The sequence below is a fragment of the Iodidimonas sp. MBR-22 genome (assembly GCF_029946565.1).
GTDB lineage: Bacteria > Pseudomonadota > Alphaproteobacteria > Sphingomonadales > Rhodothalassiaceae > Iodidimonas > Iodidimonas nitroreducens.
Genome location: NZ_JARKVQ010000003.1, coordinates 1 through 22,441 on the forward strand (window position 1 = coordinate 1; position 22,441 = coordinate 22,441).

The 22,441-nt window shown below is 57.9% G+C and carries 20 protein-coding genes; 11 read left to right on the forward strand and 9 right to left on the reverse strand.

Annotated features, from left to right (window positions below):
- Positions 1–411: 411 nt before the first annotated feature.
- The 4 genes from murF to QK300_RS03065 form a co-directional block, all read right to left on the reverse strand.
- On the reverse strand, positions 412–2,085 hold the full coding sequence (gene murF, locus QK300_RS03050) for a UDP-N-acetylmuramoyl-tripeptide--D-alanyl-D-alanine ligase (RefSeq protein WP_281300473.1): 1,674 nt from the start codon (positions 2,083–2,085) through the stop codon (positions 412–414).
- A complete protein-coding gene (locus tag QK300_RS03055; protein WP_281300472.1) occupies positions 2,086–2,889 on the reverse strand; it encodes an alpha/beta fold hydrolase in 804 nt (267 codons plus the stop codon).
- Positions 2,882–4,105: a hypothetical protein gene (locus QK300_RS03060; RefSeq protein ID WP_281300471.1), complete on the reverse strand. Its 1,224-nt coding sequence runs from the start codon at positions 4,103–4,105 to the stop codon at positions 2,882–2,884. The genes QK300_RS03055 and QK300_RS03060 overlap by 8 nt, the downstream gene beginning before the upstream one ends.
- A gap of 103 nt (positions 4,106–4,208) precedes the next feature.
- Entirely contained in the window at positions 4,209–6,149 is a 1,941-nt protein-coding gene (locus QK300_RS03065; protein WP_281300470.1) for an ATP-binding protein, read from the reverse strand.
- A gap of 13 nt (positions 6,150–6,162) precedes the next feature.
- On the opposite strand from QK300_RS03065, the gene QK300_RS03070 reads away from it, so the two are divergent.
- The 4 genes from QK300_RS03070 (at position 6,163) to cysK (ending at position 9,071) form a co-directional block, all read left to right on the forward strand.
- Positions 6,163–6,300, forward strand: coding sequence for a hypothetical protein (locus QK300_RS03070; RefSeq protein WP_281300469.1), 138 nt, complete (start codon positions 6,163–6,165; stop codon positions 6,298–6,300).
- Positions 6,301–6,401: 101 nt separating this feature from the next.
- Positions 6,402–7,043, forward strand: a complete 642-nt coding sequence (locus QK300_RS03075; protein ID WP_281300468.1) for a lysophospholipid acyltransferase family protein — start codon at positions 6,402–6,404, stop codon at positions 7,041–7,043.
- A 158-nt stretch (positions 7,044–7,201) separates the two neighbouring features.
- Positions 7,202–8,074, forward strand: a complete 873-nt coding sequence (locus tag QK300_RS03080; RefSeq protein WP_281300467.1) for a hypothetical protein — start codon at positions 7,202–7,204, stop codon at positions 8,072–8,074.
- A gap of 76 nt (positions 8,075–8,150) precedes the next feature.
- Positions 8,151–9,071 carry a cysteine synthase A gene (cysK, locus tag QK300_RS03085; RefSeq protein WP_042087491.1) on the forward strand — a complete coding sequence of 307 codons (921 nt, stop codon included), beginning with the start codon at positions 8,151–8,153 and terminating at the stop codon, positions 9,069–9,071.
- A 13-nt stretch (positions 9,072–9,084) separates the two neighbouring features.
- Here the strand turns inward: cysK and QK300_RS03090 are convergent, their stop codons facing one another.
- Positions 9,085–10,317 carry a DUF2336 domain-containing protein gene (locus tag QK300_RS03090; protein WP_281300466.1) on the reverse strand — a complete coding sequence of 411 codons (1,233 nt, stop codon included), beginning with the start codon at positions 10,315–10,317 and terminating at the stop codon, positions 9,085–9,087.
- Entirely contained in the window at positions 10,317–12,032 is a 1,716-nt protein-coding gene (locus tag QK300_RS03095) for a GGDEF domain-containing protein (protein ID WP_281300465.1), read from the reverse strand. The genes QK300_RS03090 and QK300_RS03095 overlap by 1 nt, the downstream gene beginning before the upstream one ends.
- Positions 12,033–12,115: 83 nt before the next feature.
- Between QK300_RS03095 and QK300_RS03100 the strand changes: the two genes are divergently transcribed.
- From QK300_RS03100 to dapE, 3 genes are all read left to right on the forward strand, one after another.
- On the forward strand, positions 12,116–12,823 hold the full coding sequence (locus QK300_RS03100; RefSeq protein WP_281300464.1) for a pyrimidine 5'-nucleotidase: 708 nt from the start codon (positions 12,116–12,118) through the stop codon (positions 12,821–12,823).
- A gap of 129 nt (positions 12,824–12,952) precedes the next feature.
- Entirely contained in the window at positions 12,953–13,819 is an 867-nt protein-coding gene (dapD, locus tag QK300_RS03105) for a 2,3,4,5-tetrahydropyridine-2,6-dicarboxylate N-succinyltransferase (protein WP_281300463.1), read from the forward strand.
- 13 nt (positions 13,820–13,832) lie between these two features.
- The gene (gene dapE, locus QK300_RS03110; protein WP_281300462.1) at positions 13,833–15,008 is read left to right on the forward strand and encodes a succinyl-diaminopimelate desuccinylase; all 1,176 of its coding nucleotides are present in this window, start codon (positions 13,833–13,835) and stop codon (positions 15,006–15,008) included.
- A gap of 17 nt (positions 15,009–15,025) precedes the next feature.
- On the opposite strand, the gene QK300_RS03115 is transcribed toward dapE, so the two are convergent.
- Positions 15,026–15,787, reverse strand: a complete 762-nt coding sequence (locus tag QK300_RS03115) for a putative metalloprotease CJM1_0395 family protein (protein WP_281300461.1) — start codon at positions 15,785–15,787, stop codon at positions 15,026–15,028.
- 119 nt (positions 15,788–15,906) lie between these two features.
- On the opposite strand from QK300_RS03115, the gene QK300_RS03120 reads away from it, so the two are divergent.
- A complete protein-coding gene (locus QK300_RS03120) occupies positions 15,907–17,439 on the forward strand; it encodes an acyl-CoA carboxylase subunit beta (RefSeq protein ID WP_042087505.1) in 1,533 nt (510 codons plus the stop codon).
- A gap of 29 nt (positions 17,440–17,468) precedes the next feature.
- Here QK300_RS03120 and QK300_RS03125 read toward each other — a convergent pair whose 3' ends face one another.
- Entirely contained in the window at positions 17,469–18,236 is a 768-nt protein-coding gene (locus QK300_RS03125) for a DUF4197 domain-containing protein (protein ID WP_281300460.1), read from the reverse strand.
- A 222-nt stretch (positions 18,237–18,458) separates the two neighbouring features.
- Here QK300_RS03125 and pyp point away from each other — a divergent pair, with 222 nt between their 5' ends.
- From pyp to QK300_RS03140, 3 genes are read left to right on the forward strand one after another with little or no spacing between them, the layout of a single operon-like run.
- Positions 18,459–18,836, forward strand: coding sequence for a photoactive yellow protein (gene pyp / locus QK300_RS03130; protein ID WP_281320810.1), 378 nt, complete (start codon positions 18,459–18,461; stop codon positions 18,834–18,836).
- Positions 18,833–20,173: an AMP-binding protein gene (locus tag QK300_RS03135; RefSeq protein ID WP_281300458.1), complete on the forward strand. Its 1,341-nt coding sequence runs from the start codon at positions 18,833–18,835 to the stop codon at positions 20,171–20,173. The genes pyp and QK300_RS03135 overlap by 4 nt, the downstream gene beginning before the upstream one ends.
- Positions 20,173–21,756, forward strand: coding sequence for an aromatic amino acid ammonia-lyase (locus QK300_RS03140; RefSeq protein WP_281300457.1), 1,584 nt, complete (start codon positions 20,173–20,175; stop codon positions 21,754–21,756). The genes QK300_RS03135 and QK300_RS03140 overlap by 1 nt, the downstream gene beginning before the upstream one ends.
- Here QK300_RS03140 and QK300_RS03145 read toward each other — a convergent pair.
- Positions 21,719–22,273 (reverse strand): tetratricopeptide repeat protein, encoded by a 555-nt coding sequence (locus QK300_RS03145; protein WP_281300456.1) that lies wholly within the window; start codon positions 22,271–22,273, stop codon positions 21,719–21,721. The two genes, QK300_RS03140 and QK300_RS03145, sit on opposite strands and share 38 nt — an antisense overlap.
- Between the last annotated feature and the right edge of the window lie 168 nt (positions 22,274–22,441).

Below are 22,441 nucleotides of genomic sequence, written 5' to 3' on the forward strand. Positions count from 1 at the left end.
GGCGATGGTGGCGCTCCCGATGACGACGAGCGATAAGCCCTACCCCGGCACGAGCGACCACCATCATCGGATCGGGGTGGCCACCCCGATCCGATACCAGCATTATCACTGCCAGCACGCTATGATTACCAGATTTTAAACAGACAACCCCGGCCCCCTTTTCTTACGTCATCCCGGGCGCAGACCCGGGATCCACTCTTTGCCACGCTCAGCCCTTCACCAGATGGACCCCGGGTCTGCGCCCGGGGTGACGAAAGAGGGGGGGGCCCCGAGCCGGAATTCACTCTTTGGCACGCTGAGCCCTTCACGAGATGGACCCCGGGTCTGCGCCCGGGGTGACGATTCTTGTGGGGTGACGAAAGAAAGGGTCTGGGACGATGAAGGCGACGGCCATCCCCTAATCCCGCGCTATCAAAAGCCGGGCGATTGCTCGTAAAGATCGGGCAGGTTGTTCTCATATAAAATCACATCATCGGCCCGGGCGTGATCCTTGATCCAGCTTTGGGCCTCGTCTTGGGTTGCAAAGCGCAAGAGTTGGGCCTGTTCGCTTTTGCGGCTGTTGAACCCTTCGATGAACGATAAAATCCGATCCGGGGTAACGATGAGGGCGATATCCACATGCTGGCCCGCCAATTCCCCTAAGGTGCGATGCTCTTCATCATGGCGGCTGCCCAATTCAACCATGCCGGGGGTGATCAGCAGGCGTCGCCCACCGGGCTTTTGCAGGATATCGAGCAGTTCCAGCCCCGAGGCAAAGCCCGATGGATTGGAATTATAGGCATCATCGATGATGGTGATGCCCTTTCCTTCAATCACTTCCAATCGATGGCGGCTTTGCGGCACGGTGGCAAGGGCTGCCTTGATCGATGAAATGGGCATCCCCAATTGCAGGGCGGCTGCGGTGGCGCAGGCGATATTTTGCGCCTGATGAAGGCCATAGAGAGGGGCCCTGAGGCTGATCTCGCCAAAATCAGGGCCGCTGATCACAAGGCTGATGCCATCCCGGTCCTGCTTGGCGGATTGTACCGAAAGCCCGGTAATGGTTTCATGCGCAACTTCGGCGTGCGGATTGGTTTTGACAAGGATCAGGCTGTCATCGCGGGACAGGCGCTCATCCAGCTTGTTTTGGGGCACGGCATTGCGATTGACGATGGTTTTGCCGCCATTGGCGCGGGCGGCATCGGCCATTTCAAATTTGGCCTCAAACACCCGATCAACAGTTTTGAAACGTTCATAATGCGCCCAGCCCACAGCCGTGATGATGGCGAGTTTCGGCGGGGCCAAACGGCAGAGCCGGGCGATGGACCCGGGGCCATAGGCCCCCATTTCGACGATGAAATAACGATGCTCGGACTTGAGTTGTTCGCGCACCACCCGGGTGATGCCCATATCGGTATTGATGCTGCCGGGGGTGGCCAAAGTGGGGGCGGCGCTCGACAGAATATGCGCCAGAACAGATTTGGTGGATGTTTTGCCATAGCTGCCGGTGATGGCAATGATATAGGGCTGCAAATGGGCCAGTTTGTCTTTGGCTTCACCCAGATAGCGGGCCTTTACCCGCCGCTCGAACGGGCTTAACAGCCGATTGGCGGCAAGAAGGGCATAAGGCGCGATCTGGGCCGCAATCAGGCTAAATAAAACCAGCATCGCAATCAGCGGTACCGGCTGCCAATGGGCGATGATCAGAAAGCCACTGCCGAGAAAGGCCATAAGGGCGAGATAAACAACAAGGATGCGGCGCGCCCGTTCGGTTGATACCAAAGGTTTTTTCGCGGTCAAAAGCGCCTTTCGGCTGCGGCGGAAGCCCTCATACAAACCCGCGATCAGGATCACCAGCGCCGGCGCATCGAGCCATGAAAGCCCATAGGCAGCGCCAAAGCTAAGGCCCCCTGCCAGAATGGCTGCGAGGCTTGTGAGGCGATCCCGGCCATGGCGATCCTTCAACCAATGGCGAAAGCGGCTGCCATCATATTCTTCCTGCTGGAAATACATCAGATAGGCCCGGCCCCGGTCGAGCATGAAAAACACCATGGCCAGGGTCCAAAGGAAAACCAGCAGAGCTTGAAGGATAAAGGAAATGCTCATTCACAGCCGCTCCAGAAAATGCGCGATGCGCTGCTGACATTGAAAAGCCCCACGGCTGAGAATATCAAGATGCCCAAAGCCATCGAGGCAGTGAAAATCCGCCCCCCTGATCAGCTTTTGATAGTGCTGGCCCATGCTGGGCGGGGTGGCATCATCAAGGGCACCATAAAGCAATAAACAAGGCGCTAAAATCCGCGCCGCCTGCGGGCTTAAATCTTCATTCACCACGGACAGGAGCGTGGGGCGCAAAGCCCCGGCGGCGCGATAATCGGCACTGCCAAAGCGGGCTTTATAGCGATCTTCAAAATGGCTGCCAACCAGCCCATCGATGCGGCGGGCCAGCCGCCCCAATTGTTTCAGGCCCAAAGCCCGCAGGCGGAAAGGCAGGCTGCGCGGGCGTTTCAGCCCGGCCCCGGCAATCAGGATCAGGCCCGCAATATGATCGGGATAGCGGGCCGCAAAGCGCACCGCAATCCGCGCCCCAAAGGAATGACCCACCAGGATCACCGGGCGATTGTGATCAAGCTGTTGATAAAGGACTTCGGCATAATCATCGCTGCCCGCACCGCTTTGGAGCATGGGGGTTTTGCCAAAGCCGGGCAGATCATAAACCCGGTTTTCGGCCTCGGCGGCAAACAGCCGGGCCAAAGGCAAAAGGCTGGCCCCGCTTTGCCCCCAGCCATGCAGCCAGATGATCAGGGGGAGGCGCTTTTGGGAATCGGGCCTATTTTGGGGAACAGGTAAGGGATGGCAATACCATAAAGCCGATGTCGGCTGATCGCTTAGGGCCGCCGCTTTAACCATGGCCAAAAATCCGGGCATTGCCGGTGGCGGTATTGGTATCGGCGCGTTCCTGTTGGCTCAGCGCGAAACCTTCCTCCACCAGATGGCTTAAAAGATCGCTGAAGCTCAGCGCCGGGTTTGCATCCTGCCACAGGAAATAGGCAAAAGAGCCGGGGATGGAATTGATTTCATTGAGCCACAGATCACCGGTTTGGCCATTGCACAGAAAATCGATGCGCACCGTTCCCGCCAGATCGAGCAGATCGAAAGCCGTGCTGGCGGCGCTGCGCAGCAGGCTTTCATTGGCGGGGCTCAGATCCTGCGGATTGATATCCCGGCTCAAGGATGCCATCCCCAGACTGGGGGCATCATCAAGCTTGGGCCCGCCCCCTTCGCCCGCCCGGTATTTGGTGTTGAAATCGAGAAAGTCGCTCGATTTCAAAGGCTTTTCGATGGCCGATGTGCAGATCTCGCCATCCCGGCGCATGACCGCCACATTATATTCCACCAGATGGGGCACCAAAGGTTCGATCAGGGCCCCATGATCCATGCGAAAAATCAGCGACAGGGCGGCCTCAAGATCATCGATAGTCCGGGCGATCTGCACCCCCACACTGGACCCAAGGCGGCGCGGCTTGGCGATCACCGGAAAGGGCTGATCGCCCAATATGGCTTCCAGCCGGGGCAAAAGATCGCTGCGATCGAGAAACTGCCCTTCAGATGGACGATCCAGCAGCAGATGGGGCAAAAGCGGCAGATTACGCAGGCCCAGCATCTGTTTGGTGATGTGCTTATCCATGGTTGCCGCCGATCCCAGCGCCCGCGATCCGGCAAAGGGAATCCCGGCAAAGGCCAAAAGCCCCTGCAGGCTGCCATCTTCGCCATTGCTGCCATGAATGGCCGGCAGCATCAGATCAAAGGGGATGGTTTCCACTTTTTCCCCGAACAGCCCTTTTTTCATGGTCAGCAGATGGGGCCGCCCGTGGGTGGCGGTGCCCAAGGGCAAAGTGATGGCGGAAAGCTGTTTGCGGGTTGCTTCGCTATGGGGATAAAGGCTTCGCTTCAATAAAAGATCGCCGGTCCACCATTGGCCTTCGGGGTCCACATAAACGGGCAGGCCCTGATAGTGGCTTTGATCAAGGGCATCAAGGCACTGTAAACCGGTCAGCACGCTGACATCATGCTCCACACTGCGTCCGCCGAAAATAACGGCAATGATCTTTCTGTTACTGGTCATCAATCCGGCCTGCCTCAAAACTGTTTATGATTGCCTTTAAGACATTGAAAGGCGGCATCATAGGGGCATGTTTTGCAAATGGCGACAAGGAGCTGCAGCGTCTTCACTTTTGGCCGGGATCAACTGGGGGGGTATCGGCGATGGGCAGCCTGAGACAGGCGCAGGCCCCGGCTTTGGGTTCATTATAAAGCTTAAGGCTGCCGCCATGCCTGAGCGCAAGGGATCGGGCAATGGCCAATCCCAGCCCCATGCCGCCGGGATTGCTCAATTGGCTTTGATTGCCCCGCCAAAAGCGATCAAAAACATAGAGAAGCTGGGATTCGGGGATGCCCGGGCCCTGATCGATGATCCTGATGATCACCTCATCGGCCTGTTGTTCCATATAAATTCTGATGCCGCTGTGGGGCGGAGAAAATTTGATCGCATTATCAATCAGATTGAGCAGGATCTGCAAAAGCCGGTGATAATCGGCAAGGGCATGGAGATTTTTTAGAGGGGCAATCAGATCGATGGTGATCTGTTTGGCATCGGCTTTTGGCTGCACCATGCGGCAGGCCTCGCACAGGATATGATGCAGATCATGGGGCTTCATATCCAGCGGCAGATCATCATGATCATCCATCGAGGCGCTATCCAAAAGATCCCCCACCAGGGATAAAAGATGATGCCCCGCCTTGTTGATATCATGGGCATATTCGGCATATTTCCGGTGCCCCAGGGGGCCGAGTTCTTCACGGCGCAGCATTTCGGAAAAGCCGATCACCGCATTGAGCGGGGTGCGCAATTCATGGTTCATATTGTGCAGGAATTGGGATTTGGCATCATTGGCCCGTTCGGCGCGAACAAGGGCATCCTTCAGGGCACTGGTGCGGTCCAGAACGCGCTGTTCCAGCTTTTCATTCATCCGGCGCAGATTATGTTCGGCTTTTTGTCTTTCGCTATTTTCCTTGATCAGGGCGTAGGTGCGGCGTTTGACAGTTTCTTCCAGATTGGATTTTTGCCCTTCGATGATGGCGCGGGCGCGGTCGAGTTCATCCACCGCCATGCCCAGAATGTAGCTGACCAGCACCAGCACCAGCAAAAAAAGCTGAAAGATATGGATTTCCGTGCGGCTGGGCATGATCAGCATGGGATCGACCAGATAAACCGCGATCCCCAGCCCGGCGATGGCCACCAGAGTGGCGCTGATCATTGCCCCCGGAAAGCCATAGCGCAAGGCGGCCCAAATGGGCGGCAGGAAACACAAAAACAGCAGATTTTGGGTTTTCCCGATGGGCGAAAGAAAAACCACATAAAGAATGAGGGCGGTTGCGAAGGTGATCGCCAGCGGGATCATCAGCGGATGCTGGAGCCAGCCGCTTTTGGGGCGGATCAGAGGATGCAGCAGCCCCTGAAGGGAGGCATGGCCCCCTCCGGGGCTTAAAAATCTGGTCATCAGCGGGGCCATCATCACCAAAAGCAATGGGGTGAGGATGAGAATACCGATGACATCCCCCAAAAGCCATTCCGCCATAGCATTGGCAGCACGCCACAATGACATACGGCCCAATCCATACCACAGGCCGATGATGCTGATCCCCGATAGGCTGGCGGCGATCAATGCGCCGCCCAGCAGCCGTGCCAGATGATAAAAGGTCCAATCATGGGGTTTGAGCCGGGCGAGGGGGACGAGAAACCAGGCCGCAAGCGCCACCGCAGCGCTGTTGGCGAATGCGGGCAGCACGGTGATCAGGCTGATTTGCCAATCTTCCCAGATCCCGATATTGCCGATCAAAAAGCCTAAGCACACGATCCAGATCAGCCGCGCCCCAAAACACAGGATAAAGGCAATGGCCAGCCCCATGGCCGGATACCATGTGGTGACCGATAAAGGCGTTTGAAACGCTTTGGCGTGCAGATCAAGCCCATAATGAAAAGCACAATAGGCAATCAGCAGAAACAGGATCAGCGACCATGACAAAGCCAAAGCTTTTTCCCCGGCATAAAAACCGGGTTGGGGCCCGATGCGCGGTTGCGGATTTTGTTCCTTTTGGGGTGCTGACATAAGGGGGCTTTTCATGGGACGTGTTATCAATGGCGATGGGGGGCTGTTTTTTGCTGTTGATCAGGCTTTCGAGGCTTTAAAAGGATCAATGCAAAAGGATGCGGCACCTTCATGCAGGGGCATTTCTTTTACAAATGGTGGTGGAGTATAAAAATCGTGCGGTCAATCCTTTTCAATCTCGCATTTTACACTTTTACCTTGTTATGGGCGACAGGTTTATTGATCACCATTCCTTTACCGGGCAGGCGGGCGATGAGCCGGGGCATCTGGCTCTGGACCCATGCGGTTTTATGGATGGCGCGGGTGATTGCCGGGATCACGGTCGAGGTGCGGGGGGCTGAACATCTGCGCCCCAATGAAGCCTTGATCATTGTTTCAAAGCATATGTCGGATCTGGATGCCATCGTGATTTTCCACCATCTGCCCGATATGACGGCACTGGCCAAAAAAGAATTATTTCGGGTGCCGGTGATCGGTTTGTTGCTGCGTAAGCTGGATATCGTGCGCATCGATCGGCAATCGGGGCAGGCGCATCAGGAAATGCCCCGGGTCATCCGTGCGATCCGCGAAGGCAAACGGCCGCTGGTGGTTTTTCCCGAAGGCACCCGCACATTGCCGGGGCAGCATCGCCCTTTGAAAAGCGGGGCCTATTATCTGCAGGAAGATGGCAGCCTGCCGGTGGTGCCGATGGCCACCAATTCCGGCCTGCACTGGCCCCGGGGCTTGGGCAAAAGGCGGCCGGGGCGGGTGGTTTATATCATTGGTGCCCCGCTGGCCCACAGCACCGATAAAGCCCATTTCATGAAGCAGGTGAATATGCAGGTCATGGATTTATCCGATCAACTGATGCGCGATGATCCCGCCCATCAGCATTATCCTGCGCTTTCGGGCTGATCCCTTGCGCCCTGATTGGCCCGGCTTTCTGGTCACGCTCTTGTGACCATGGCTTTGCTGTGCCTTGCGTATCGCGATCTGGCTCCTTAATAAATGGATGTGCGCTCAGATTGTGATAAGGATTTAGGGCTTATGCCCTTAAAGCAGGATTTTCGCTGATGGATAAGGTCATGCAAAATGCGCCGCCGGATCTTTTGGGTGTGGCCAAAGCGCTCATTGAACGGCATGGCCATTATGGCCAGATCCCCGATATCCATATGGAAGAGGCGGGTCGCCTGCTTGATGATTGCATGGGTCTGATCTTTCCGCATCTATCGCCCAATCGGCCCAAATCAGCGCGCGAGATTGAAGCCCGGATGATCCAGATGATCGGGCGCTTGCGCTATGTGCTGTGCGAAGTGATGCCCGAACAGTGCGCCGAGGCTGCGGGCATTGCCCTGCGGTTTGCCCGCGCTTTGCCCGAAATTGCCGATACGGTGCGCGAAGATGCCGAAGCCGCCTTGGCCGGAGACCCGGCAGCGGGATCCCTGGATGAAGTGATTTTAGCCTATCCCAGCATTTATGCAGTGGCGGCCTATCGGCTGGCCAATCGGCTGGTGCGCGAAAATGTGCCGCTTTTGCCACGTTTGATGAGCGAATATGCCCACCGCCTGACAGGGGTTGATATCAATCCCGGGGCCACCATCGGCCATGGCCTGTTTCTGGATCATGCAACATCGGTGGTCATTGGCCAATCGGCAGTGATTGGCAATCATGTGAAAATTTATCAAGGGGTGACCCTGGGCGCTTTGAGCGTGAAGCGGGATTATCAGAATACCAAGCGGCACCCCACCATCGAGGATGATGTGGTGATCTATGCCAATGCAACGATTTTGGGCGGGGAAACGGTGATTGGCCGGGGATCGGTGATCGGCGGCAATGTCTGGCTCACCAAAAGCGTGCCGCCGGGCAGCCGGGTGATGTATCGCTCGGTGGGCTGGCAGGGTTTGGCCGAGCCCGAACCCGAACGATCCGATGATTTTACCATCTGAACTCTGATCAGCAGACACAACCGCGCGCGCCGCGTGCGGCACCAATGATGACCTTGATTGACAGGAGACGACAGCCATGCGCGCGAAAACGATTTTAGAAACCATCGGCAATACCCCCCATGTGCGGATCAACCGGTTATTCGGCGATAGCCACGAGGTTTGGATCAAGCAGGAGCGGGTCAATCCCGGCGGCTCGATCAAGGATCGGATCGCCCTTGCCATGGTCGAGGCAGCGGAAGAATCGGGGGCGCTCAAAGCTGGCGGGGTGATCATCGAACCCACCTCGGGCAATACCGGCATTGGTTTGGCGATTGTGGCGGCGGTGAAGGGCTATAAGCTCATTTTAGTGATGCCGGAAAGCATGTCGATCGAACGTCGGCGGCTGATGCTGGCTTATGGGGCCGAATTTGTGCTGACCCCACGGGAAAAAGGCATGTCGGGGGCGATTGCCCGCGCCAAGGAGCTGGTTGAAAGTACCCCCGGCGCCTGGATGCCGCAGCAATTCACCAATCCTGCCAATCTGGATGCTCATCGCAAGCACACGGCGCAGGAAATTCTCGCCGATTTCCCCAATGGCCTTGATTATATGATCACCGGCGTGGGCACCGGGGGGCATATTGGCGGCTGCGCGGAAATTTTGAAAAAATCCTATCCCGATCTGCAGGTTCTGGCGGTCGAGCCGGAAGCCTCGCCGGTGCTTTCAGGGGGCAAGCCCGGCCCGCATCCCATTCAGGGCATTGGTGCCGGTTTTGTGCCCGATATTCTCGATGTGTCGCTGCTCGATGGGGTGGTCGAGGTCAATCCGCAGGAATCGATGGAAATGGCCCGCCGGGCCGCCCGTGAAGAAGGGATGCTGATCGGGATTTCATCGGGGGCGACTTTGGCGGCGATTGCCAAAAAACTGCCCTCAATCGATAAGGGCAGCACCATCCTCGGCTTTTGCTATGATACCGGCGAGCGGTATCTGTCCATCGAAGGCTTTTTGCCCACCGAATGAGCCGGGCGCGAACCTAATCGGTATAATAGCTCAGCTGCCAGACCATTTCGTCCTCATCCATCGGATAGTCTTTCCCGTCTTGCGCGGCAATGCGCTGGGCGGGCGAGACGAGGGCGATTTCGGTTTGCATCTGGAAAGCCGTGCGCATGGAAAGCCCGGCCTTCCAAACGAGCGCCGTGACCGCCCGGCCGCTTTTGGAAAACAGAATCTGGCGCACGATGCGTGGTTCCAGTTCGCTCATCACCGCCAGACACTGGATCAAAAGCTCGCGCCGATTGGCGGTGATGCTATCGGCGATGAAGTCATCGGTGAGCATCCCCCGCCGGTGATGATCGCGGGCCTGTTCCGCCAGCCTTTGGGCTTCGCTATCATCCACCCGTTCGGTCATGATCCGCTTGCGCACCTCATCCAAAAGGCCATCGGCGGCCTGATGGTCGAGGCCACTGCTTTCGATCATCTGATGCACCAAAGCGCTGGCGACAAAGCTGGCGATGCGCTTCATCGCCCGGATTGAAAGCGCGGGCTTCAGGGCCAGGGGTTTGTGGAGCGCGCTGACCTTGCGCGCCTGCTCGATGATCTGATCCAAAGTCTCTTCGCGGATCTGGGCGCTGGGATTGGCCAGAAGGGCAGCAACGGCGGGGATTTCAAGGCTTCCGGCAATATCATCGGAGACGTTTTCGCTCAATTGATCGCGCCGGGCGATGGAAACCAGCGCCTGTTGCGATAGCCCGGCAGCGATGATTTCACGCAGATCATCATCATCTAAAAGCGGCGAATATTCCAAAATCGGACAGGAAACGGTTTCCTCAAGATCGCGCGCCAGTTTCAGGATCACCGGTTTCGGCACCAGTGCGGATCGCTTGATTTCCTCGGCCAGAATGGCCCGCACCTTGGGCAGGCTGTCTTTGGCGAGTTGATCGAGCATCGTCAGCACATGATCATGAAGGCGGCCGCTTTCCATAGCATCGAGGCCGGGCACGAGCCGGGCGATCTTGCGCGCCAGTTCCGCCCGCACCCCATCATCATCATCACCAACCAATAAAAGATCGGCCTGATGAGGCGTGTTGGCATTGGCGGCCACATCCCGGCGCACATCGGGGCTTTCATCTTCGGCCAGAAAATAGAGCACCTCGGGCCGGGTTTTGTGATCCTTGGCAAGGGTGATGCGATCTTCCACCTCGCCCTCCACCAGTAGCCTGCGGGCTTTCAGATACTCCTCATCCATGGGGGGAAGATCGGTGCTCATCAGGCGGCGCCTTCCTTTTGGGGATGATCCACATCGTCGGGGGCGATGACAATCGCCGCCCGGCCCTGTTGCTTGGCGGCATAAAGGGCATGATCGGCGCGATCCGCCAAATGTTCGGGGCTATCGGGATGATCGGGGCGGCTGCGGGCAATGCCGATTGACATGGACAGGGGTGAGTCTCGATCCCCCGCGGTTTCCCGCAGAAGGGGCACCAGTTCCAGCAGGTTTTTCGCCTTGATCTCGGCGCCATCAAGGTCGGTATCTTGCAGCCACAGGCCGAATTCATCGCCGCCGATCCGGCCTTCCAGATCGCCCACCCGGCTTTTGTTGCGCAGCAAAGACCCCAGCTTGCGCAGCACGGCATCGCCGGCGGCATGGCCCAAACGATCATTCACCTGCTTGAAATGATCCAGATCGATGAACAAAAAACAGCCCTCCCTGCGGCTGCGTTTCTGATGCCCCAGCCGGGCACTCATCTCTTCAAACAAGGCGCGGCGATTGAGCAGCCCGGTCAGATCATCAACGCGCGACAGGATGCGCAGCTTGTGCACCATATCGGCCTGTTTCAACGCAATCGCCAGATGCCCGCAAATGCCATGCACCAGTTCCACCTCATGAGCGCGCCATGGCTCTGCCGAGGCATCGCGGGTAAAAATGATTGTTGCGGAAATGCCCTGTGCCGGCCCCGCCCAGGCGATCAGGCAGGGGATATCGCCATGGCCCAGTTCAACGCGCGCATCCTCGTCCCCGTTCTGGCCCCCTTCCTGAGCAGATCGATCAAGGGCCGAAAGCGCCATTTCAACCAGTTCTCCGCCTTTATCCAGGGGGCTATGGCGGATCATGGGGGTGTCATCATCTGACGTTTCATGGCGCAGGGCCCAGCCATGATGGGATCGCAGGGCCTGAGCCGCCGCCTCGGCAGCAGAGGCGACGATTTCCGCCGGATCGGCTTCCATGCGGATATCGAGCACGATGCGGGCCAAAAGCGATTGCCGCGCCTGATCGAGCTTCTGGGCGATCTCGCGCTCATTTTCACGGCTGATATCGCGGGCCACGCCGCGCGCCCCGCACCATGCACCTTCAGGATCGGTCACCGGAACGCAGGAGACAGAGAGCAAGACCGGATGGCCCTGATGATCGCAGGCCCGCACTTTTGTCATGCGCTGGGGCAGGCGGGTGGAAAAGACGATGCGGGCATCTTCGGGGCTCAATTGAAACAGGCTTTCCGCGCGGCGGCCATTCATATCCTTGGCGGAAAACCCCAATGCCCCGCTGGGGCTGACATAGCTAAAGGCCCCTTGGGCATCGGTTTCCCAGCCGAAATCCGCCGAGCAATGCATCAGATCCTTGTAAAGATCGCGGCTTTTGAGCAAGGCCCGGGTGAGATTGTTTTCAAAGGTCACCTCGCGTGCGGTGATCAGTAAAGCGCTGCTTTCATAAGGCATCACCTGAATTTCATAAACCAGATGCTGCGCTTCAGGCTCGCCCAGGATCACCCGCCCGGTGGTCGGCGCTCCATTGGCGGCGGCGCTGAAGATGAGACCCCTGAGATCGGGATCGCGATCATCCATCGCCCGGGCCAACGGCTGGGCCTGTTCATTGGATTGGATGACCGCGCCATTGACATGCACCAGCATGGCCGGACATTCGGCGCGGGCGATCAAAAGCGAGGCATTTTCACCTTCGCCCTTGAAGCCTTTGCCGCTCTTATCCATTTTCGATAGATGTCCGGATGTGTTCATAATGCGTGGTTTTAAGGGATTTGATCTTAAAGCGGGCTTAATATCATGCGGCAAGAATGAACGATGAAACGCGCATAAGCGAGCAGATATTGGCAGAAAATATGGTATTTCCCAAAATACAGAATGTTGAAACCTGGGTTTTTGATCTGGATAATACGCTCTATTCACCAAGCTGTGATCTTTTCAGCCAGATCGATGTGAAGATGAGCGCCTTTGTTGCCGATCTTTTGGGCCTTGATCTGGAGGCTGCCCGGGCCTTGCAAAAGAAATATTTTCTGAGCCACGGCACCACTTTGCGCGGTTTGATGGATCATCATGATGTGCACCCCGAAAGCTTTCTTGATCAGGTGCATGATATTGATGTCAGCCCGGTTCCGCCCAACCCTGAGCTGGCGGATGTTTTGTCGGCACTGCCGGGGCGCAAGATCGTGTTCACCAATGGCTCGGTGCCCCATGCCGGGCGGGTGATGGCGCGGTTGGGGATCGATCATCTGATCGAGGATGTTTTCGATATCGCGGCAGCCGATTATCATCCCAAACCGGCGGGCGTGACCTATGATCGCTTTTTAGAGCATTACAAGATCAATCCGCAAAAAGCGGTGATGTTTGAAGATATGGCCCGCAATCTGGTGCCTGCCGCCGCCCGGGGCATGACCACGGTGTGGCTGCGCACCGGCTATGCCTATGGGGCGATGGAGCATGAGCCAAAGGCCGTGCATCATGAAACCGATGATCTGGCGGCTTTTTTGCAAGCCCAGCTTTAAACTCTGGCCCTCCGCTTCCGATTGGCGGTCCATGGGCAACAGGGATGATTGACAGTCGGCCTTCGGTGGCTATGCTCCGGGCTTTAAGGATTGCGTTCAACATCAGCCTTTTACGAGAAGCCCCGACCCATGTCCCATCAAGACCTTTCTTCTCAGGATTTGCGCCACACGATCGAAGAGGCCTTCGAGGCGCGCGACAGCATCGGCCCCCAAACCACAGGGGCGGTGCGCGATGCGGTGGCGGCCTGCCTTGCGGGGCTTGATGAGGGGCGCTTGAGGGTCGCCTCCCGGGAGGGGAATGACGGCCCATGGCTGGTGCATGAATGGCTGAAAAAAGCGGTTTTATTATCCTTTCGCCTCAATGATATGGTTTTGATCGAAGGCGGGCCGGGCACCAATACGGCCTGGTTTGATAAGGTTCCCTCGAAATTCGAGGGCTGGACGGCGGCGCATTTTCGGCGGGCCGGTTTTCGCGCTGTGCCCGGGTCCATCGTTCGTCATTCCGCCTTCATCGGCAAGGGGGCGGTGCTGATGCCGTCCTTTGTCAATCTTGGTGCCCATGTGGGGCCGGGGACCATGGTCGATAGCTGGGCCACTGTTGGCTCCTGCGCGCAGATCGGGGCCAATGTGCATTTATCGGGCGGCGTTGGCATCGGCGGCGTTCTGGAACCTTTGCAGGCCACCCCGGTGATCATCGAGGATGATTGCTTCATCGGGGCCCGCGCCGAAGTGGCGGAAGGGGTGATCGTGGAACGGGGCGCGGTTTTGTCGATGGGCGTTTATCTGGGGGCGTCCACCAAAATCATCGACCGGGAAAGCGGCGAGATTTTCATGGGCCGGGTGCCCGCCTACTCGGTGGTGGTGCCGGGAACCTTGCCGGGCAAACCCCTGGCCGATGGATCGCCGGGGCCGGGGCTTTATTGCGCGGTGATCGTGAAGCGGGTGGATGCCCGTACCCGGGCGAAAACCTCGGTCAATGCCTTGTTGCGCAGTTGATGGCATGATGAACATGTCGGATATCTCGCTTGATGGCGGCGGGCTGGATGCGGTGCGCCTGGCGCAGGCTTTGATCCGCTGCCCATCGGTTACCCCGCGCGATGAGGGGGCGCTCGATCTGGTGCAGGCGGTGCTCACCGATCTGGGATTCGAGTGCACCCGCCTGCCCTTTGAATCGCCGGGCACGGCGCGGGTGGATAATCTCTTTGCCCGGATCGGTACGGGGTCGCCCCATATCTGTTTTGCCGGGCATACCGATGTGGTGCCGGTGGGCCATCCCGAACGCTGGCAGGTCGATCCTTTTGCCGCGATCATTGAAGATGATGTGCTGATGGGCCGGGGGGCTGCCGATATGAAGGGCGCGATTGCCGCCTTTATCTGCGCCGCCCGCGATTATCTGGCCGAGGCGGGGGGCGGCTTTTCCGGCTCGCTCAGCTTTTTGATCACCGGCGATGAAGAAGGCCCGGCGATCAATGGCACGGTGAAGGTGCTGGAGTGGATGGCCGACCATGGCCATATCCCCGATATGTGCCTGGTGGGGGAGCCGACCAATCCCTCGAAATTGGGGGAAATGGTGAAAATCGGTCGGCGGGGCAGTTTCAATGCACGGCTTTTGGTGCAGGGCCAACAGGGCCATGTGGCCTATCCCCATCTGGCCCATAATCCCATCCCCGGTTTGATCCGCCTGCTCGATGCCTTGGGGGCCGAACGGCTCGATGAAGGAACACCCCATTTCCAGCCCTCCAATCTTGAGATTACCAGCATCGAAGTGGGCAATCATGCCACCAATGTGATCCCCGGCATGGCCGAAGCGGCGTTCAATATCCGCTTCAATGATCTCTATACGGGCGAAAGCCTTGAACGCTGGGTGCGCGACCGGCTTGATGCGGTGGGTGTGCCCTATGATCTGACGATTGCCATATCGGGTGAGGCCTTTCTCACCCCGCCCGGGCCTTTTTCCGAAGCCATTTCCCAAGCCATTAAAGCCCGGCTGGGCTACCGCCCGGAGCTTTCTACCACTGGCGGCACATCCGATGCCCGCTTCATCAAAAATTATTGCCCGGTGGCGGAATTTGGTCTGGTGGGGGCCAGTATGCACAAGGCCAATGAATGCGTTTCGTTGTCTGATCTTGCCGCCCTTGGCGATATTTATGGCGATATCCTGCGTCGGTTATTCGCCTCGGGCTGAGCGGAACGCAGGCTCACTCAGGCGATGAGCGACAGGGAGAGGCCGGGAGCCGGGGTCCCGGAAGCGATGGCACCGGGGGCATTGGCGGTGATCGCCTCACCGGATGCGGGATTTTCATTGCGCAATTCGGCGCGCTCAAGGGCTGCGGCTTCGGCGCGGGCGATCTGTAATTGCGCCCGGGCCTGGGCAGCCACCGCCCGATCCTGCGGCGATGGTTCTGCCGGGGCCAAGGCGGCACGCAGAACCTGCTCCATCTTTTCAGCGGTGGCCTCAGGGTCACCGGCCACCGGGCTGGTATCGATGGCCACCTCACCGGCGATGGCATATTGGCGGCCATCGGGGCCGGTGGTGAATTCAAATTGCGGCTGGCCGGCGATCCCCGCACCGGCGGTGGCATGGGCGGCTTCATGGGCGCGCACCTCGCGATCCCGCGCCCGCAGATCATTCACCACGGCGCGTTCTTCATCGCTTAATTGGGTGGGCAGACGCACGGCGGCCGTGTCTGGCTCCGTTGTTTGGGCATCGGCTGCTTGGGCTGCGGGCGTTTCAGGCCCGGCTGCGGGGGGCGAAACCTGCTGGGCAGCGATGGCGGTGGCCCCCGCGATCAGATTGCCCTGATTACCCTGATTGGTTTGATTGAAGGCGCGGGGATTATCCGCAGCATTTTGTTGTTGCGCCGTGGCATCATTGCCTGGCTGTGCGACATCGCCCACCGCCACAGAGCTGGCCACCGGGGCAAAGGCCGCAACAGGAAATGCAGACGCCGCATTGATGATCATGGCGCCATCATAGCCCGGATTGCGTTAAAAATCTCCCCATCATGATGGATATTTGATAAGGGCTGTTAGGCAGAATAACCAAGGGCCGTTTGGCTAGGCCTAATGACGGGGAGACTGGCATGAAAGAGATTCTTCAGGAACTGGAACGTCGGCGTCAGGATGCGCGCCTGGGCGGCGGGCAGAAACGCATCGATGCCCAGCATGCGCGGGGCAAGCTTACGGCGCGGGAACGCCTCGATGTTCTGCTCGATGAAGGATCTTTTGAAGAAACGGATATGTTCGTCACCCATCGCTGCACGGATTTTGGCATGGAAAACCAGAAAGTGCCGGGCGATGGCGTGGTCACCGGATCGGGCACCATCAATGGTCGGCTGGTTTATGTGTTCAGTCAGGATTTTACGGTTTTTGGCGGGGCCTTATCCGAAACCCATGCCCAGAAAATCTGCAAGATCATGGATATGGCCATGAAAACCGGGGCGCCGGTGATCGGCCTCAATGATTCGGGCGGGGCGCGGATTCAGGAAGGCGTGGCCTCATTGGCGGGCTATGCGGATGTGTTTCAGCGCAATGTTCTGGCGTCTGGCGTGGTGCCGCAAATCTCGGTGATTATGGGGCCGTGCGCGGGTGGGGCGGTTTATTCTCCGGCCATGACCGATATGATCTTCATGGTGAAGGATTCGAGCTATATGTTCGTCACCGGCCCCGATGTGGTGAAAACCGTGACCAATGAGGTGGTGACGCAGGAAGAACTGGGGGGCGCGATCACCCACAGCACGAAATCCTCGGTGGCCGATGTGGCCTTTGAAAATGATGTGGAAGCCCTGATCCAGACCCGGCGGGTTTTTGATTTTCTGCCCCTGAGCAATCGGCAGGCGGCCCCGCAGCGGCCCAGCTTCGATGATCCCGATCGGCTGGAAATATCGCTGGATAGTGTGGTGCCATCCAATGCCAATAAGCCCTATGATATGCATGAAGTGATTGAAAAAATCGTCGATGAGGGCGATTTTTTCGAGCTTCAGCCCAATCATGCCCGCAATATGATCATCGGATTTGCCCGCATGGATGGCCAAACTGTGGGGGTGGTGGCCAATCAGCCGATGGTGCTGGCGGGCTGCCTTGATATCGATAGCTCGAAAAAAGCGGCGCGGTTCGTGCGTTTTTGCGATTGCTTTAATATCCCCATCCTCACCTTCGTGGATGTGCCCGGATTTTTGCCCGGCACAGCACAAGAACATGGCGGGATCATCAAGCATGGGGCGAAGCTTTTATTCGCCTTTGGGGAAGCCACGGTGCCGAAAATCACCGTCATCACCCGCAAAGCCTATGGCGGCGCTTATGATGTGATGAGCTCGAAACATCTGCGCGGCGATGTGAATTATGCCTGGCCCACCGCCGAAATCGCGGTGATGGGGGCCAAGGGTGCGGTGGAGATCATTTATCGGGCCGAGCGCGGCAATGCCGATAAAATCGCCGAACACACCCGGGCTTATGAAGATTTGTTCGCCAATCCCTTCGTGGCGGCGTCGAAAGGCTTTATCGACGAGGTGATCATGCCCCATTCCACGCGGAAGCGGATCTGCCGGTCCTTGCGCATTCTGGCCAGTAAAAAGCTCGAAAATCCATGGAAGAAGCACGATAATATCCCGCTTTGAGGGTGCAGTTTTTCTGAGGGCGATCGGGTTTATGGCGCGCCGAAAATCTTTTGCAGCAGAACGCTGCCGCGCTTCAAGGGATCGGCACGGATGGCGGCTTCCTCGATGGCCAGAGTGTGGAACAGGCCATCCATCGCCTTTTCTGTACTATAGGCGATCAGATCGCCCTTCACATCGGGCATGAAGGGGATGTCGCCATAGGTTTCAAGGCTTTTGTCATAAAGGGCGATGGCCCCCACATCGCGCAGGCTGCCTTCGATAATCGGGTGCATTGCTTTTGACAATTCAGGCGACATCTGCGCCTTGAAATAGCGGGTGGCGGCATCATCGGGGCCGGTGATGATCGCTTTGGCATCCTTGATGGAGAGATCGGCGATGGCCTGCATGAAAAGCGCCCGGCCCGCCGGGGCGGCGGCTTCGGCAGCCCGATTGAGGCGGATTTCAAGATCCTGGGTCAGATCATTCTGGCCGATGCGCCCAAGGGCCTTATCCACCTTTCCCAAAAAGCGCGGCAAAGGGATATGCACGCTGGGATTTTCCAGATAGCCCCCAGCGGCCCCAAGCTTTGATACCGTGCGATCAGTGGCGATGGAAAGAGCTTCCAGCAGGCCTTTGGTCATGTCGCTGTCGGTTAAATCCTTAAACGACGAGGTGGATGGGGATTTCTGCATCCATGCTTTTGATCGATCCAGCAGGCTTTGCCCGGCCTCCAGCGCAAAAGCAGGGGTGAAGGCTGGGGCCATAAAGGATAGGGCCAGCACAAAAACCGGCAGAAGCCTTAAAACAATGAAGTTCATTGCGATCATCCTCGCAGCCCATAACCATCCGCATCCTGCGCCTTTAGGGCCGAGGCGTCAAAGCCCAAAAAAGACCTGTTTCACGCATGATTATTGTTATTTCTTTTAGCGACCCTGATTTAATGGAATTGTAAGAATTCCAGCCTAGAAAATAGGGCCTGTCACCACAGCCATATGCTGTGAGTGATCGGTGTTTAACATCTCATAGTTTAAGGATTTATGATGCAGGTCGTTGCTTTTGGCGAAGATAATATTGAAAACAGCCTCGCGAAATTAAAAGAGGGCGAAATTGACAAACTGGCCTTTGGGGCCATTCAACTCGATAAAAATGGCACGGTCATCCAATATAATGCCGCTGAAGGCGAGATTACCGGCCGGGACCCGAGCGCTGTTCTGGGCAAGAATTTTTTCAAGGAAGTGGCCCCTTGCACCGCCACCCCCGAATTTGAAGGCAAATTCAAAAAGGGTGTTGCGGCGGGTGATCTCAATGTGATGTTTGAATATATTTTCGATTATCAGATGCAGCCAACCAAGGTGAAAGTGCATATGAAAAAAGCCCTGATGGGCGATAGCTATTGGGTTTTTGTCAAGCGCCTGTGAGACAACACAGCCGCACAAAACCCGTGCTTTTATCCCAAGGCACTGCGCCGCCTGCTTTGGTCTGGTGGCGCAGGCCCCTGATCCGCCAGCTTTTATGTGATATATTGATCGATGAATTGGCGCATCTCAGGCCCGGCCATCGGGGCCTTGCGGATTTATTTCACGATTGTTTAGCCAAGGGTCAGGGGGCAGCGCTGGATGCTTTGCCCCTTGATGATCGGGCGGCAGATGGCCCCCGGGCTTTGGCCCTTGATTCTATGGAATTATTGAGCATCGCCGGGGCGGTTTCTCAGCGCTTTGGCCTCGATCTTTTGGGGATCGATGATTATCTGCTGGCCCGGCGGCGCTTTGGGGATTGGATCGATCTGATCATCCATGGCCGGGAAAAACTGGCGGGCACGGCTGATGATAGCATGGTTTTCTTCAGCTCGGGCAGCACGGGCACGCCCAAGCCGGTGCGCCATCGCCTCGATGATTTGCGGGTTGAAATCGATGGCCTGATCCAAGGGATGGGTGCACCCCGGCGCATTTTGGCGCTGGTACCATCGCACCATATCTATGGCTTTATTTTCACGATTTTGGGCGCGGCGCGGGCGTTTCCCGCTGCCCCTTCCTCCGATCATGATGGGGATGCGCTGCATCGTCTTGATCTGCGTCGCCAAACCCCTGCGGCTTTGGCGCGGCAGGTGCAGGCCGGGGATTGGATCATCGCCCATCCCGGCTTTTGGCGGCTCGCGGCCCCGCGATTGGGGGCCATGCCGCAGGCTGTGGCGATCAGTTCAACCGCCCCGCTTGATCGGGATGTGGCCGCGCAGATCATGGCCAGCGGCCTGAGGGGCTATGAAATCTATGGCTCCACCGAAACGGCGGGCCTTGGCCTGCGGCGGATGGATGAACCCTCTTTTCGCCTGATGGCCGGATGGCAGCGATCCGCTGGCGAGGACGATATCCGCCGCGCCGATGGCCGGGTGGCGGATGTGCAGGATCATCTCATCTGGGATGAGGATGGCCGTTTCCGCCCCAATGGCCGCCGGGATGAAGCCATTCAGGTGCTGGGGATCAATGTTTATCCTGTTGAAATCGCCAGGTTTATCGAAACCCATCCCAGGGTTTCAAAAGCCGCCGTGCGTCTGATGCGGCCCGATGAAGGGGATCGGCTCAAAGCCTTTGTGGTGCCGGTCGATGATCCTGATCCGCGATCCGCTGAAAATCTGGGCGAAGATCTGATGCATTGGTGTGCCCAAAAGCTTGCCCCGGCGCAATGCCCGCGATCCTTTAAAATGGGACCGGCCTTGCCCCGCACCGGGATGGGAAAAATAATGGATTGGGTGATTTGATGGTGTCGCGCGCGATCGATCTGGGGGGCGCCCCAAATCCAGCCGATATCGAGGCTATTGCCCTAGGTGCAAAGGCTATCGTTTCGGATGCGGCACGATTGCGGATAAAGCAGGCCTCAGACCTGTTGGATGATCTGATCGCCCAAAGGCGGCGGGTTTATGGGGTGACCACCGGCTTTGGCCCCCTGGCCCAGCATTATATCGCCCCGGATCAAACCGCATTGCTGCAACGGCAGTTGATTTATCATCTGGCAAGCGGGGTGGGCCAGCCGCTGCCGCCCGTGCAGGTGCGCGCCATCATGGCGGCGCGGATCGCCAGCCTTTCCCAAGGGGGATCGGGGGTCAGCGGATCGGTGATCGATCTGATGCTGGGGTGCCTTGATCATGGGATCATCCCCTGCATTCCCGAAATGGGCACGGTGGGGGCGAGCGGCGATCTCACCCCACTGGCCCATATGGCCCTGTGTTTGATGGGAGAGGGGGAGGTTCTGGCGGATGGCCGGAAAAGGCCGGCGGGCGAGGCGCTGGCGAAGGCCGGGTTGGTCCCTCTTGATCCCGGGCGCAAGGATGGGTTGGCTTTGGTCAATGGCACCTCGGCGATGACCGGGATTGCCGCCCTGAATGATGGCGGTGCGGCCCGGGCTTTCGATCAGGCGCTTCTCATTGCGGCCTTGATCGCAGATGTGAGCAAAGCCCGGATGGAGGCTTATGATGATGCCTTGTCAAGGGCGCGGCCCCATCCCGGTCAGGCCAAGGCGGCCACCCGCTTGCGCCATATTTTGCACGATAGCCAAAGGGTGATGGCCCCGGAATGGCCCAATCCGGTGTTAAAAGCCGGGATCGAAGCCTCAGGCGATGGGGTTCTGGCGGCCCAAACCTGCCCGCAGGATGCTTATAGCCTGCGCTGTTTACCTCAGGAATTGGGTGCGGCTTTCGATCTGTTGCAGTTTCATCATGATGTGGTGACACGGGAATTGGCGGCAGTCAGCGATAATCCTCTGATCGATGTGGCGGCGGGCCATGCCGTTCATGGCGGCAATTTTTATGGCCAGCATGTGGCCTATGTCAGCGATTGCCTGATGCTGGTGCTGATCAAGCTGGCAGTGCATGGGGAAAGGTTGATCAATCGGCTCACCGATCCTGTGCGCAATGGCGGGCTGCCCGCCTTTTTGAGCGCCGGCACGGTGGGAATGTCGAGCGGGCTGATGGGGGCGCAGGTCACCGCCACGGCGCTGGTTGCAGAAATGCGGGGGCTGGCAACCCCAATGTCGATCCAATCCATCGCCACCAATGCCGATAATCAGGATGTGGTGACCATGGGCACCATCGCGGCCCGAAAAGCCGCGCGTCTGCTGGATATTTTATGGCGGCTACTGGCGATCGAGGCGATCACCGCCAGCCATGCCATGGCCCTGTATCGGGCGCGGGGCGAGGATGGCTTTGCCGGCGCCACCGGGGCATTTGGCGAACGGATTTTGGATATCTGCCCGCCTTTATCGCAGGATCGGCCCTTGGGGGCTGAGATCGAGCGGGTGGCAGCGGAACTCAGCCTTCCCCACCCGCCCGACGACGGCTTTCGGTGATGGCGATATTATGTTCCACAACCTGAGCTTCCATGCTGCCGGGGGCCAGATTGGCCAAAGCGATCTGGAAATCATCAAGGGCCAGATCATAGCGCCCCTGCATCAGATAGACATTGGCGCGGGAATTGCGGGCCATCCAATGGCGGGGGCGGATGGCGATGGCTTTTTCGCAGGCTTCTAAAGCGCCATCCCACTGATTATCCTTGCTGCGTGCGGCACAAAGGGCATTCCATGCGGAATATTGGATGGCCGGGGTTTTATCGCGCTCTAAAAGGGTGAGGGCGAGATCAATGGCATCGCCATGCGCCCCTTGTTCCAGTAAGGAACGGATTTCAGCGATTTCCGCAGGCTCATCGAAACGGATAATGTTAAGGGGCCGGTCGGGGGCCTTCTCGATCCGCGTGCCCGTACTTTGCGCCAGAGCATGGGGCATGGTCTGGAGCAGCATCAGGGCGAGGAAGGTGACGATCAGTCCTTTTTGGCGAAGAGGGGGTGAAAACGGGAGCAGCTTGGTCATCGAAGCCTCCACAAAAGAACAAAAGGCTACAGCATAAGGGTCGGGATCATAGCACATTTTGCGGGCCTCGTCCCCTTTCATGAAGGCGTCCCCACATCCTTCAGCAGGATGGATGATCAAAAAGCCAGTGCGATGCGTATGGGATAGGCAGGGTTCAATAAAGGCAGA